Genomic DNA, 12,913 nt, shown 5'->3' with positions numbered 1-12,913 from the left:
GCGCTGCGCCGTCCCGCCGGCGTGCCGGCCAACGACAGCCAGCGCCCCGGCCAGCGCGACCGCAAGGGCGACGAGCGTCGCGGCGGCAAGCTGACCGTCAACCGCGCGCTCGGCGACGATGGCGCACGCTCGCGCAGCCTCGCCGCGCTCAAGCGTGCGCGCGAGAAGGAGAAGCGCGGCTTCGGCGGCGCGCGCGAGGTGCAGGCCAAGCAGATCCGCGACGTGCAGGTGCCGGAGGCGATCACCGTCCAGGAACTCGCCAACCGCATGGCCGAGAAGGGCGCCGATCTCGTCAAGACGCTCTTCAAGATGGGCATGCCCGTCACGATGACGCAGACGATCGACCAGGATACGGCCGAGCTGCTCGTCACCGAATTCGGCCACAACATTGTCCGCGTGTCCGACAGCGACATCGATCTCGCGATCGAGACCGATACCGACGACGAGGCGGCGCTGAAGCCGCGTCCGCCGGTAGTGACGATCATGGGCCATGTCGATCACGGCAAGACCTCGCTGCTCGATGCCCTGCGCGGCACCGACGTGGTGAAGGGCGAGGCTGGCGGCATCACCCAGCATATCGGCGCCTATCAGGTGACGCTGAAGGACAAGTCGAAGATCACCTTCCTCGACACGCCGGGCCACGAGGCCTTTACCGAGATGCGCGCGCGCGGCGCCAACGTGACCGACATCGTCGTGCTCGTGGTGGCGGCCGACGACGGCCTCAAGCCGCAGACGATCGAGGCGATCAACCATACCAAGGCGGCCGGCGTGCCGATGATCGTGGCGATCAACAAGGTCGACAAGCACGAGGCCAATCCGCAGAAAGTCCGCGAGGCGCTCCTCCAGTACGAGGTCGTCGTCGAGGAACTGTCGGGCGACGTGCAGGACGTCGAGGTGTCGGCGCTCAAGAAGACCGGCCTCGACGAACTGATCGAGAAGATTCAGCTGCAGGCCGAATTGCTCGAGCTGAAGGCCAATCCCGACCGCATGGCCGAGGGCAATGTGATCGAGGCGAAGCTCGACAAGGGCCGCGGGCCCGTCGCGACCGTGCTCATCACGCGCGGCACGCTGAAGGTCGGCGACGTGTTCGTCGTCGGCGCGGAAAGCGGCAAGGTCCGCGCGATGACCAACGACAAGGGCCAGCAGATCAAGGAAGCTGGTCCGTCGATGCCGGTCGAGGTGCTCGGTCTCTCGGGCGTGCCGCGCGCGGGCGATCTGCTCTCGGTCGTCGAGAACGAGGCGCGTGCCCGCGAGGTCGCGGAATACCGTGCAGGCGTGATCACCAGCAAGCGCACGACGTCGGCCCCGGCCAGCCTGGAGAGCATGTTCTCCGCGCTGAAGGACAAGCAGGCGATCGAATATCCGCTCGTCGTCAAGGCCGATACGCAAGGCTCGGTCGAGGCGATCGTCGCGTCGATCAACAAGATCTCGACCGACGACATCAAGGCGCGCGTGCTCCATTCGGGCGTCGGCGGCATCACCGAGAGCGACGTGACCCTCGCAGGCGCCTCGGGCGCGCCGATCATCGGCTTCAACGTGCGCGCCAATGCCAAGGCACGCGAGATCGCCGAACGGCAGAAGGTCGCGCTCAAATATTACGACGTGATCTACGATTTGATCGACGAGATCCGCGCCGGCATGGCAGGCGAGCTCGGGCCGGAAGCGTTCGAGACGGTCGTCGGCCGCGCCGAAATCCGCGAGGTGTTCTCGGCGGGCAAGCACGGCAAGGCGGCGGGTCTGCTCGTCACCGAAGGCATCATCCGCAAGGCGCTCAAGGCGCGTATCACGCGCGACGACGTCATCATCTACCAGGGCGAAATCGCCTCGCTGCGCCGTTTCAAGGACGACGTGGCCGAGGTGCGCGCGGGTCTGGAATGCGGCGTGACGTTCACGCAGAACTTCACCGACATCAAGGCGGGCGACTTCCTTGAGACGTTCGAAGTCGAACTGCGCGAACGGACGCTGTAAGAGGGTTTTGGTCCTGACCCGGTCGGCGGGGGCGTTCAGCGGACGCTGATCGTTTGGCGGGTTCGAGTCCCGCCCATGGATCCAGGAATGTAATGAAACAGAACGAAACCCCCGAAACCCGTTCCGTCCGCGTGCTGCGTGTGGGCGAGCAGGTGCGCCATGCTCTGTCTGACATCCTCTCGCGCGGCGACGTGCATGACGAGACGCTCGCCAAGCACGCCGTGACGATCACCGAGGTGCGCATGTCGCCCGACCTGCGCCACGCGACCTGTTTTGTGAAGCCGCTGCTCGGCAAGGACGAGGAAGCGGTGCTGAAGGCGCTGCGCACCAACACCGCGTACCTCCAGCGCGAAGTCGCCGGGCGCGTGCAGACGCGCTATGCCGCGAAGCTCAAGTTCGTCGCGGACGAGAGCTTCGACGAAGGCAGCCACATCGACGCGCTGCTCCGCAACCCGCACGTGGCGCGCGACCTGGGCGACGACGACGCCTGAATGGCCAAGCTCTATTTCTACTATGCCTCGATGAATGCGGGGAAATCGACCACGCTCCTGCAGGCCGATTTCAACTATCGCGAGCGCGGGATGGCGACACTCCTGTTCACCGCGGCGATCGACGACCGCTTCGCGGCGGGGACGATCACCTCGCGGATCGGGCTGGAGCGCGCGGCGACGTGCTTCGATGTGGCGACCGATCTGGCGGCTATCACACTGGCCGAGACGACGAAGCCCGCCTGCGTGCTGGTCGACGAGGCGCAATTCCTGACGGCCGCTCAGGTCGATCAACTCGCCGCCATCGCCGATACACATGGCATTCCGGTGCTGGCCTACGGGCTGCGCACGGACTTTCAGGGCAAGCTGTTCGAAGGGTCTGCGCGGCTGCTGGCGCTGGCGGACTCGCTCGTGGAGATCAAGTCGGTCTGCCATTGCGGGCGCAAGGCGACGATGAACCTGCGCGTCGATGGTGCGGGACAGGCGATCGCGGCGGGTGCGCAGACCGAGATCGGCGGCGAGGAGCGCTATGTCGCGATGTGCCGGCGGCATTTCACCGACGCGCTCGCTGGTGCGCGAGGCTAAGCGCGGATGCACGGCTGGATCATCCTCGACAAGCCGCTCGGGCTGGGATCGACGCAGGGCGTCTCGGCGGTGAAGCGCGCGCTGCGCGAGGGCGGCTATGCGAAGGCGAAGGTCGGGCACGGCGGCACGCTCGATCCGCTGGCGACGGGCGTCCTGCCGATCGCGATCGGCGAGGCGACCAAGCTCGCCGGGCGGATGCTCGACAGCGACAAGGCCTACGACTTCACGGTGCGCTTCGGGAGCGAGACCGATACGCTCGACCTCGAGGGCAAGGTGATCGCGGAAAGCGACGTGCGGCCTACGCGCGCCCAGGTGGAGGCGGTGCTGCCGCGTTTCACCGGGCCGATCGAGCAGGTGCCGCCGGTGTATTCCGCGCTCAAGGTAGACGGCGAGCGGGCGTACGATCTGGCGCGGGCAGGCACAGAGGTGGTGCTGGCAACACGGTCGATCACTGTCCACGCGCTTTCGCTCCGTGTGGTGACGACGGAGGAAGCCACCCTCACCGCCCTCGTCTCCAAGGGCACCTACATCCGCTCGCTCGCGCGCGACATCGCGAAGGCGCTCGGCACCGTGGGGCATGTCACCATGCTCCGCCGCGTGAAGGCCGGGCCGTTCGGCCTCGATCAGGCGATATCGCTGGACAATCTCGCCGAACACGCTAAGGCGCGCACGCTTGAACACATACTCCTGCCGTTGAGGGCGGGGCTGGACGACATCCCGGCTCTACCCCTCACCCCCGATCAGGCAGGGCTGCTCCGACAGGGGCGGGTTCTGGTCGGGATTGCCGCTAACGATGGCCAATACTTTGCGATTTCGGACGATGTTCCGGTTGCTCTGGTCGAGGTTCAGGACCGCGAGGTCCGCGTCGTTCGCGGTTTCAACTTGTGACGATGTCGAAGGAAGACACATGACGATCACTGCAGAGCGCAAGAACGCGCTCGTCAAGGAACATGGCCGCGTCGAAGGCGACACCGGCTCCCCCGAGGTTCAGGTCGCGATCCTCACCGAGCGCATCCGCAACCTGACCGAGCATTTCAAGGGCCACAAGAAGGACAACCACTCGCGTCGTGGTCTCCTCATGATGGTCAACAAGCGGCGTTCGCTGCTGGACTACCTCCGCCACAAGGACGGCCAGCGCTACACCGATCTCATCGCGAAGCTCGGCCTTCGCAAATAATCCGGGCGGCGCCTCTTCGGAGGCGCCGTTTTGCTATACAACACTTGTGCTCCCGCGAAGGCGGGAGCCCAGTCTGGACCCCCGCCTTCGCGGGGGTACACAGCCAAAGCACAATCCGGTGCGATGGCTCGGAGCAAAGAAAAAGCTCCACACCGCGCGGGCCGGCTTAGCCCGCAGACAGGCCCCGCTGCGCATCTGGCGCACCGGAGTGAAGGAAATCAAATGTTCAACACGAAGACCACGAGCATCCAGTGGGGCGGCAAGACCCTCACGCTGGAAACGGGCCGCGTTGCCCGCCAGGCCGACGGCGCGATCATCGCGACGCTCGGCGAAACCGTCGTTCTCTGCGCCGTCACCGCGGCGCGCAGCGTGAAGGAAGGGCAGGATTTCTTCCCGCTCACCGTTCACTATCAGGAAAAGTATAGCGCGGCCGGCCGCATCCCCGGCGGCTTCTTCAAGCGCGAGCGCGGCGCGACCGAGAAGGAAACGCTGACAAGCCGCCTGATCGACCGTCCGATCCGCCCGCTTTTCCCGGAAGGTTTCTACAACGAGATCAACGTCATCGCCCAGGTGCTGAGCTATGACGGCGAGAACGAGCCGGACATCCTCGCGATGGTCGCCGCCTCGGCCGCGCTCACCATCTCGGGCGTGCCCTTCATGGGCCCGATCGGCGCCGCGCGCGTCGGCTATGTCGATGGCGAGTATATCCTCAACCCGACGGTCGAGCAGATCAAGTCGGGCGACCTCGACCTCGTCGTCGCCGCCACCGGCGAAGCCGTGATGATGGTCGAATCGGAAGCCAAGGAGCTTTCGGAAGAGATCATGCTCGGTGCCGTGCAGTTCGCCCACAAGGCCTGCCGCGAAGCCGCCAACGCGATCATCGATCTGGCCGAGCAGGCCGCCAAGGATCCGTGGGAAATGGCCGCCCAGGCCGACCTGTCGGCCGCCAAGGAAAAGCTGAAGAAGCTGATCGGCAAGGACATCGCCGCCGCCTACAAGGTGACCGACAAGTCCAAGCGTTCGAACCTGCTCAACGAGGCGCGCGCCAAGGGCAAGACCGCTTTCGCCGATGCGAGCCCGCAGGACCAGATGGCCGCCGGCAAGCTGATGAAGAAGCTGGAAGCCGAGATCGTTCGCGGTGCCATCCTCAAGGACGGCCAGCGCATCGACGGCCGCACCACCACGCAGATCCGTCCGATCGAGGCGATGGTGCATTTCCTGCCGCGCACGCACGGCTCGGCGCTGTTCACCCGCGGCGAGACGCAGGCGATCTGCACGACCACGCTCGGCACCAAGGATGCGGAGCAGATGATCGACGGCCTGTCGGGTCTCTCGTACGAGAACTTCATGCTGCACTATAACTTCCCGCCCTATTCGGTCGGTGAAGTGGGTCGCTTCGGCGCTCCGGGCCGCCGCGAAGTCGGCCACGGCAAGCTCGCCTGGCGCGCGCTGCATCCGGTGCTGCCGTCGAAGGACGAGTTTCCGTACACGATCCGCGTCCTCTCCGACATCACCGAGTCGAACGGCTCGTCGTCGATGGCGACGGTCTGCGGCGGTTCGCTCTCGATGATGGACGCCGGCGTGCCGCTGAAGCGCCCGGTCTCGGGCATCGCGATGGGCCTGATCCTCGAAGGCAAGGACTTCGCCGTCCTGTCGGACATCCTGGGCGACGAGGATCACCTCGGCGACATGGACTTCAAGGTGGCGGGCACCGAAGCCGGCATCACCACGATGCAGATGGACATCAAGATCGCCGGCATCACCGAGGAGATCATGCGTGTCGCGCTCAACCAGGCCAAGGAAGGCCGCGCGCACATCCTGGGTGAGATGAACAAGGCCCTGTCCTCGACTCGCACCGAACTGTCGGCGCACGCCCCGCGCATCGAGAGCTTCCAGATCGACAAGTCGAAGATCCGCGAAGTAATCGGCACCGGCGGCAAGGTGATCCGCGAGATCGTCGCCACCACCGGCGCGAAGGTCGATATCGACGACGAGGGCGTGATCAAGGTGTCGTCGTCCGATCCGGCGCAGATCGAGGCCGCGATCAAGTGGATCAAGGGCCTCGTCGAGGAGGCGGAAGTCGGCAAGGTCTATGACGGCAAGGTCGTCAACCTCGTCGATTTCGGCGCCTTCGTGAACTTCATGGGCGGCAAGGACGGTCTCGTCCACGTCTCGGAGATCAAGAACGAGCGCGTCGAGAAGGTCTCGGACGTCCTGAGCGAAGGCCAGGAAGTCAAGGTCAAGGTTCTCGAGATCGATCCGCGCGGCAAGGTCCGCCTGTCGATGCGCGTCGTCGATCAGGAAACCGGTGCCGAGCTGGAAGACACCCGCCCGGCACGCGAGCCGCGTGAAGGTGGCGATCGTGGTCCGCGTGGTCCGCGTCGTGATGGCGACGGTGGTCGTGGTCCGCGCGGCGATGGCGGCGGACGCGGTGAAGGTCGGGGCGACCGTGGCCCCCGCCGTGACGGCGACGGTGGTCGCGGCCCGCGTCGCGACGGTGGGGACCGTGGTCCGCGCCGTGAGCGCAGCGAAGGCGGCAACGACGACGGCCCCGCGCCCGAGTTCGCCCCGGCGTTCCTGACCGGCGATAAGGACTGATCTTCGCGATCTACTGAAAAATAAAGGCCCGGAGGGAAACCTCCGGGCCTTTTTCATGCGCGACGTGCGATTGACCGATAACGACTACACTTGTAGTCATTGCAGCTTCATCGGGAGATCGCCTCATGCCACGCCTCGCCATCCTCGCGCTGCTGCTCGCGTCCGCGCCCGCCGGGGCGTCCGGCCTGCCCACCGGCACGATCGAGCTGTTCCAGTCCGAAAGCCGCGTGCTGGTGATGATGCGCGTCGGCGACGGCGAGCTGGTGCCGATGGTGTTCGACACCGGATCGGACGGTCATTCGTTCGACCGGCTGCTGATCGCACAGAACCGGCTGAAGCGCGTCGGCGAGACGATCGAGCACGACGGCACCACCGGCAAGCGCCGCACGCTGCCGGTCTACGCGATCCCCGATGCGACGATCGGCGGCCTGCATGTCGGGCGGATCGACGGCGCGGGCCTGGATTACGACCGCAGCGACGCGATGGGCATCATCTCGTCCGAGATGTTCGCTGGGCACCTCGTCGCGCTGGAACTGGGCGCGAACCGTGCGCGCATCCTGCCGAAAGGCACCGGCACGACTCCGACCGCCCCCGCCACACCCTATCAGGGCGGATTGCCCGCAGTATCGGTCACGATGCCCGACGGATCGACGCTCGCCGCCAATCTCGACACCGGCTTCGACGGGCCAATCAGCCTGCCGGTCGCGATGATGGGCAAGGTGCCGCTGATGGCGCCCGCGAAAGTCGTGGGTCGCTTCAAGTCGATCAACACCGAGGGCGAGGTCTACGGCGGGCAAGTGCGCGGCACGATCGCGATCGGTCCACTGGTGTTGAAGGATCCCGAGGTGACCTTCCTCGGCGAGGCGACGAACATCGGCCTGCCACTGATGCGCAAGCTGACGATCATGCTCGATCCGGCAGAAAAGCGTGGCTGGGTGCTGAGCCGCCTGCCCTGAGCGGCGAGCGGGCCTGGCCTAGGTCCGTGCCCCCGCTACGATCGCCGTGCGGTGCTGCTTGCCCCACGATCCGCCGCCGTTCAGGAACGCCCACCAGCCCCACACCGCACCGGCATGGCGCAGCAGCTGGAAAGTGAACGGCTCCGCCAGCGACGCGACCAGCGCCGGGCCGATGCGCAGCCCCTCGCGCTGCCCGGTCCAGCGCTTGTACATGCCGAGCGACCAGAGGTGGAAACTGAGGTCGACGACGATCTTGGCGATCATCACGATCAGGATCGGCAGCGCGATCGTGAACTTGCCCGTCGCCACCAGCGTCACCAGGATCGCGAACGCGACGAGGCCGTAGATCGGCTGCAGCGTGTCGAGCGCCTTCACCGGCAGCATCGCCATCCCGAGCCAGCCGTAGCGGCGGTTGCCGACCATGTCGCGGTTCCACCACTGCGTCTGCAGGAAGCCGCCGAACCAGCGCCGCCGCTGGCGCAGGAACGCCATCGGGCTGGCGGGCGCATCGGTATAGGCGAGCGCCCCGCCGACCACGCGCACGCGCCAGTCGAGCCGGTGGTCGCCCGCGTGACGCTGCAGCCGGTGGATCAGCTCATAATCCTCGACCATGCAATCATCGTCGAAGCCGCCGACCGCCACCACCGCATCGCGCCGGAACGCCGCGAACGCGCCCGAGATCAGCAGCAGCGAATCGAGCCGCTGCCAGGCATGGCGCGACAGGAAGTTGCGGACATATTCGTAGGACTGGAACCACTCGAACAGCCGCCCCTGCAGGTCCGGCCCGCAGATCGGCGCGAGCACGCCGGTCGCCGCGACCAGTTCGGGCTCCGCCACGAAGGCCGCGCGCATCGCGCCGATCGCGCCGGGCTGGAGCAGGGTGTCGGCATCGACGGTGATGACGATATGTGTGTCGACACGCTCGATCGCGGCGTTCAGCGCGCGCGCCTTGCCGCCGTGCGGCAGCCGCAGCCAGCGCAGCGACGGCAGGTTGGAGGCACCCGCCGTCATCTCGCCCCAAGCCGGAATGTCGAGGCCGTAGCGCGCCAGCACCTGCGGCGTCGCATCGCTCGATCCGTCGTCGGCGATCAGGATCAGGTCGGGCGGGTCGCTCTGCCCGGCGAGCCGCGCGATCGTCGCGTCGAGCACGCCCGCCTCGTTATGCGCCGCCACGATCACCCCGAGCGAGGGCTGCCACGCGCCACTCTTCACCGGCGCGGCGACGGCGAGATCGCGGATGTTCCACGCGGTGAACACCAGCAGCATCGTGTCGTAGAGAATGTAAGCGATGCCGACCGACCACACCGCGACCCCCTGTCGCTCGAACGCCTGCACGATCAGCGCGATGAACAGGATCGGCGCGAACGCTCCGATCAGCCGGCTCGGCCAACCGATCGCACGCGGCGTGTAGCGCGGCGATTCACGGTGCAGCGTCTGGGAAAGCGTGGTCATTGCGGGCGCTGCATAAGGATCGTGGATGAACGGGGCATTGCGAACCCGTCGCATCTAGCGGGCGGGGCAGCCCGGCGCTAGGTTCGCGCTCATGACAAATGGAGGGCCAACGATGATCCGGCGTTATACCAAGACCGCGATGGCGCTCCACTGGCTGATCGCGCTGCTGATCGTCGTCAACGTCGGCCTCGCCTGGGCGTGGCCCAACGTGGCGGACGAAAGCGTGCGGCCGCTGATCGACAATCACAAGTCGATCGGTATCCTCGTCCTCGGCCTCGCCATCATGCGGCTGCTGTGGCGGCTGACGCACCGGCCGCCAGCGCTGCCCACCGGCTATGCGAAATGGGAGGTCACGGCGAGCCACGTTACGCACTGGCTGCTCTATCTCATCATGTTCGCCATGCCGCTGACCGGGTGGATCATGGATTCGGCATGGAAGGATGCCGCGACGCATCCGATGTACTGGTTCCACCTGTTTGAATGGCCGCGCATCGGCGGCTTCCAGTCGCTGGAGCCCGCAACGCGCGACTATCTGCACGATCTGTTCGGGGCGCTGCACGGCTGGTTCGCATACGCGCTCTACGCGCTGTTCGCGCTGCATGTCGGTGGCGCGCTGAAGCACCAGTTCCTCGATCGCGAACCCGAATTGCAGCGGATGCTGCCCTGATTTCCATCCTCCCCGGCCAGGAGGAGGATCAAATTAGCGCCCGGCGAGGATGATCCCGTCGATCGCCCTGGCCACACCGTCCTCGTCATTGCCGGCGGTGACGTGCTTCGCCTTCGCGCGCACCTCCGCCGGCCCCTGCCCCATCGCGATCGACAGGCCGGCGCGGGCGAACATCGGCAGGTCGTTGTGCTGGTCGCCGATCGCGCAGGTGTCGGCGAGCGGCACGCCCATCGCCTCGGCAAGCAGCGCGATGCCGTCGCCCTTGTTGGCGGCGAGCGCAGTTACGTCGAGATAATAGACCTGCGACTGGACGATCGTCGCCTGCCCCGCGAACAGCCCGATCCGCCCGGCGAGGCTCGACAACACGCGCGGCGCGTCGCTGACGAATGTAACCTTGTCGGCGCGGTCGTAGAGCCCGGTGAAATCCTGCGTCAGCACCGGCTCCTGGTTGGAGGCGATGCGCTCATGCTCGACATGCACCCCTTCCAGGCTGCTCGCGTACCAACGATCATCGGCGAACACCCAGCGATCGACCGCGAGCCCGTCGGCGAAGGCGAACACGCCCTCGACGACCGCGCGCGGGATACGGTGCTGACACGTCACGCTGCCGTCGCGGCGGAAGATCGTGCCCCCGTTGAACGCCCCCATCGGCACGTCGAGGTCGAGCGCATCGGCAATCGGCATCATGCCCGATCGCGGCCGCGCGGAGATGATCGTGAAACCGACGCCTGCCGCCTGCAGCCGCTTCACCGCCGCGATCGTGCCGGGCGTCAGCTTCTTTTCCTTGTCGACCAAGGTTCCGTCCACGTCCGAAACGACGAGCTTCACACTCACTGCGGCATCTCGACATGCCCGCCGAAGCCGAAGCGCATCGCCGACAGCAACTTGTCGCCGAACGTGTGATCGACGCGGCTGCGATAGCGCGCGAACAGCGCGGCGGAGAGGACGTATGCCGGCACCGCCTCCTCCATCGCCGCTTCGACCGTCCAGTGGCCCTCGCCGGAATCGGCGACCTTGCCGCTGAACTTGGCCAGCTCCTGATCGCTCGCCAGCGCCGAGGCCGACAGATCGAGCAGCCACGACGAGATCACGCTGCCGCGCCGCCACACCTCGGCGATATCGGTTAGGTTGAGGTCGAAACGCTCGTCCTCGGGCAGTTTCTCGGAGCCCTTGCCCGCGAGGATATCGAAGCCTTCCGCATAGGCCGCCATCAGGCCGTATTCGATGCCGTTGTGAACCATCTTCACGAAATGCCCGGCACCGGCGGGGCCGGCGTGGATATAGCCCTTCTCCGCACGCGGATCCTCGTTCGGCGTGCCGTCGCGGCCCGGCGTGCGCGGGATCGTGCCGAGCCCGGGCGCCAGCGCCTCGAGGATCGGATCGAGCAGGTCGACCGTTTCCTTGGGCCCGCCGACCATCATGCAATAGCCGCGCTCCAGCCCCCACACGCCACCCGACGTGCCGACGTCGACGTATTTGACGTTCTTTTCGGCGAGCGCCTTCGCGCGGCGGATATCGTCCTTGTAGAAGGTGTTGCCGCCGTCGATGATGATCGCTTCGGACTTGCACAGACCGGCGAGCGCCTCGATCGTCTGTTCGGTCGGGTCGCCGGCGGGCAGCATCACCCAGTAGATCGGCGGATCGGCGAGCTTGGCGTGCATGTCCTCCAGCGAGGACGCGCCGACCGCGCCGCCGCTCACCAGTTCGTCGATCGCGCTCTGGTTGCGATCATAGACGACGGCTTCGTGCCCCGCGCGCATCAACCGCTTGGCGATATTGCCGCCCATGCGGCCGAGGCCGATGATGCCGATCTTCATAGTCGCACGCTCCTACTTCCGTTCACCCTGAGCGAAGTCGAAGGGTGTGTTCCGGGCACGTGCTTCGACTTCGCTCAGCACGAACGGTGATAAGATCAGGCCGTGGCGGGTTGTTTCGCGGCGATCGCGCCGAGCAGATCGTCGAACGCCTTGGAGAACGAACCGACGCCCTCCTCGACCAGCGTATCGGTGACGCCGTCGAGATCGAGCCCGAGCCGTTCCGCCTCGCTGATCACATGGCGCGCGCCCGCGATATCCGCACCGAGCGTGTCGGCGACGGTGCCGTGATCGCGGAAGGCATCCATCGTCTTGGGCGGCACGGTGTTGACCGTTTCCGCGCCGATCAGCGTGTCGAGATAGAGCGTGTCGGGATAGTCCGGGTTCTTGGTGCCGGTCGATGCCCACAGCAACCGCTGCGGCTGCGCGCCCTTGGCGGCGAGCGCCTGCCAGCGCGCCGACTTGGCGAAATCGCGATACCAGTCGTACGCTAGCTTGGCGTTGGCGATGGCGACCTTGCCCTTCAGCGCCTTGGCATCGTCGCCGCCTACGCCGGCATCGATCTTGTCGTCGATCTTCGCATCGATGCGGCTGACGAAGAAGCTCGCCACCGATGCGATCCTGTCGATCGCCTCGCCCCTGGCGACGCGCGCCTCGAGCCCCTCGACATAGGCGAGCGCGACCGCCTGATAGGCCGAGATCGAGAACAACAACGTCACGTTGACGTTGATCCCCGCCGCGATCGTCGCGGCGATGGCGGGCACGCCGGCGGGGGTGCCGGGGATCTTGATCATCAGGTTCGGCCGGTCGACCTCGCCCCACAGCTTCGCGGCCTCCGCAATCGTGCCGTCGGTGTCGTTGGCGAGATAGGGCGACACTTCGAGGCTGACATAGCCGTCCTTCGCGTCGAGCCGGTCATAGACCGGGCGCAGCGTGTCGGCGGCGGTGCGGATATCGCCGATCGCGAGATGCTCGTAGCGCGCCATCGCGCTCGCGCCCGGATTGGCCTTGTCGAACGCGGCGAGATCGGCGTCATAGGCGTCGCCGTGGCCCATCGCCTTCTCGAAGATCGAGGGATTGGAGGTGACGCCGGTCAGCCCGTCCGCATCGACCAGCTTCTGCAAACCACCGTCCGCAAGAAACTTGCGGTCGACGAAATCGAGCCACACCGCCTGGCCGTGGCTGCCGAGATCCTTGAGAAGGCTCAT

General features: G+C 66.4%; 12 protein-coding genes. 8 read left to right on the top strand and 4 right to left on the bottom strand.

The window, feature by feature from the left end; translation table 11 throughout:
* The 7 genes from infB to Q5H94_RS05140 form a co-directional block, all read left to right on the top strand.
* Positions 1 to 1,968: translation initiation factor IF-2 (gene infB, locus Q5H94_RS05170; RefSeq protein WP_304560145.1), on the top strand; the 1,968-nt coding region annotated here is incomplete at its 5' end.
* 92 nt (positions 1,969 to 2,060) lie between these two features.
* A complete protein-coding gene (gene rbfA, locus Q5H94_RS05165) occupies positions 2,061 to 2,459 on the top strand; it encodes a 30S ribosome-binding factor RbfA (protein WP_304560144.1) in 399 nt (132 codons plus the stop codon).
* Positions 2,460 to 3,041: a thymidine kinase gene (locus Q5H94_RS05160; protein WP_304560143.1), complete on the top strand. Its 582-nt coding sequence runs from the start codon at positions 2,460 to 2,462 to the stop codon at positions 3,039 to 3,041.
* Positions 3,042 to 3,047: 6 nt separating this feature from the next.
* Positions 3,048 to 3,929 (top strand): tRNA pseudouridine(55) synthase TruB, encoded by an 882-nt coding sequence (gene truB, locus Q5H94_RS05155; protein ID WP_304560142.1) that lies wholly within the window; start codon positions 3,048 to 3,050, stop codon positions 3,927 to 3,929.
* Between the two features lie 19 nt (positions 3,930 to 3,948).
* Positions 3,949 to 4,218, top strand: coding sequence for a 30S ribosomal protein S15 (gene rpsO / locus Q5H94_RS05150; RefSeq protein ID WP_304560141.1), 270 nt, complete (start codon positions 3,949 to 3,951; stop codon positions 4,216 to 4,218).
* 222 nt (positions 4,219 to 4,440) lie between these two features.
* Complete coding sequence (gene pnp / locus Q5H94_RS05145; protein ID WP_304560140.1) at positions 4,441 to 6,816, top strand: polyribonucleotide nucleotidyltransferase; 2,376 nt, start codon at positions 4,441 to 4,443, stop codon at positions 6,814 to 6,816.
* Positions 6,817 to 6,941: 125 nt separating this feature from the next.
* A complete protein-coding gene (locus Q5H94_RS05140; protein WP_304560139.1) occupies positions 6,942 to 7,772 on the top strand; it encodes a hypothetical protein in 831 nt (276 codons plus the stop codon).
* Positions 7,773 to 7,790: 18 nt separating this feature from the next.
* Here Q5H94_RS05140 and Q5H94_RS05135 read toward each other — a convergent pair whose 3' ends face one another.
* A complete protein-coding gene (locus Q5H94_RS05135; RefSeq protein WP_304560138.1) occupies positions 7,791 to 9,224 on the bottom strand; it encodes a glycosyltransferase family 2 protein in 1,434 nt (477 codons plus the stop codon).
* Between the two features lie 112 nt (positions 9,225 to 9,336).
* On the opposite strand from Q5H94_RS05135, the gene Q5H94_RS05130 reads away from it, so the two are divergent.
* On the top strand, positions 9,337 to 9,891 hold the full coding sequence (locus tag Q5H94_RS05130) for a cytochrome b (protein WP_304560137.1): 555 nt from the start codon (positions 9,337 to 9,339) through the stop codon (positions 9,889 to 9,891).
* 33 nt (positions 9,892 to 9,924) lie between these two features.
* Here Q5H94_RS05130 and Q5H94_RS05125 read toward each other — a convergent pair whose 3' ends face one another.
* The 3 genes from Q5H94_RS05125 to tal form a co-directional block, all read right to left on the bottom strand.
* Complete coding sequence (locus Q5H94_RS05125; RefSeq protein ID WP_304560136.1) at positions 9,925 to 10,725, bottom strand: Cof-type HAD-IIB family hydrolase; 801 nt, start codon at positions 10,723 to 10,725, stop codon at positions 9,925 to 9,927.
* On the bottom strand, positions 10,722 to 11,708 hold the full coding sequence (gnd, locus tag Q5H94_RS05120) for a phosphogluconate dehydrogenase (NAD(+)-dependent, decarboxylating) (RefSeq protein WP_304560135.1): 987 nt from the start codon (positions 11,706 to 11,708) through the stop codon (positions 10,722 to 10,724). Before gnd ends, Q5H94_RS05125 begins: the two co-directional genes overlap by 4 nt.
* A 95-nt stretch (positions 11,709 to 11,803) precedes the next feature.
* Positions 11,804 to 12,913, bottom strand: a complete 1,110-nt coding sequence (tal, locus tag Q5H94_RS05115; RefSeq protein WP_304560134.1) for a transaldolase — start codon at positions 12,911 to 12,913, stop codon at positions 11,804 to 11,806.

It is taken from the genome of Sphingomonas immobilis, assembly GCF_030580995.1.
Lineage (GTDB): Bacteria > Pseudomonadota > Alphaproteobacteria > Sphingomonadales > Sphingomonadaceae > Sphingomonas > Sphingomonas immobilis.
This window is presented reverse-complemented; position numbering and strand designations above follow the sequence as displayed.

Coding starts and splice junctions, on each gene's coding strand:
- rbfA (WP_304560144.1), top strand. CDS start 2,061: ATGAAACAGAACGAAACCCCCGAAACCCGTTCCGTCCGCGTGCTGCGT.
- Q5H94_RS05160 (WP_304560143.1), top strand. CDS start 2,460: ATGGCCAAGCTCTATTTCTACTATGCCTCGATGAATGCGGGGAAATCG.
- truB (WP_304560142.1), top strand. CDS start 3,048: ATGCACGGCTGGATCATCCTCGACAAGCCGCTCGGGCTGGGATCGACG.
- rpsO (WP_304560141.1), top strand. CDS start 3,949: ATGACGATCACTGCAGAGCGCAAGAACGCGCTCGTCAAGGAACATGGC.
- pnp (WP_304560140.1), top strand. CDS start 4,441: ATGTTCAACACGAAGACCACGAGCATCCAGTGGGGCGGCAAGACCCTC.
- Q5H94_RS05140 (WP_304560139.1), top strand. CDS start 6,942: ATGCCACGCCTCGCCATCCTCGCGCTGCTGCTCGCGTCCGCGCCCGCC.
- Q5H94_RS05135 (WP_304560138.1), bottom strand. CDS start 9,224: ATGACCACGCTTTCCCAGACGCTGCACCGTGAATCGCCGCGCTACACG.
- Q5H94_RS05130 (WP_304560137.1), top strand. CDS start 9,337: ATGATCCGGCGTTATACCAAGACCGCGATGGCGCTCCACTGGCTGATC.
- gnd (WP_304560135.1), bottom strand. CDS start 11,708: ATGAAGATCGGCATCATCGGCCTCGGCCGCATGGGCGGCAATATCGCC.
- tal (WP_304560134.1), bottom strand. CDS start 12,913: ATGAGCCTTCTCAAGGATCTCGGCAGCCACGGCCAGGCGGTGTGGCTC.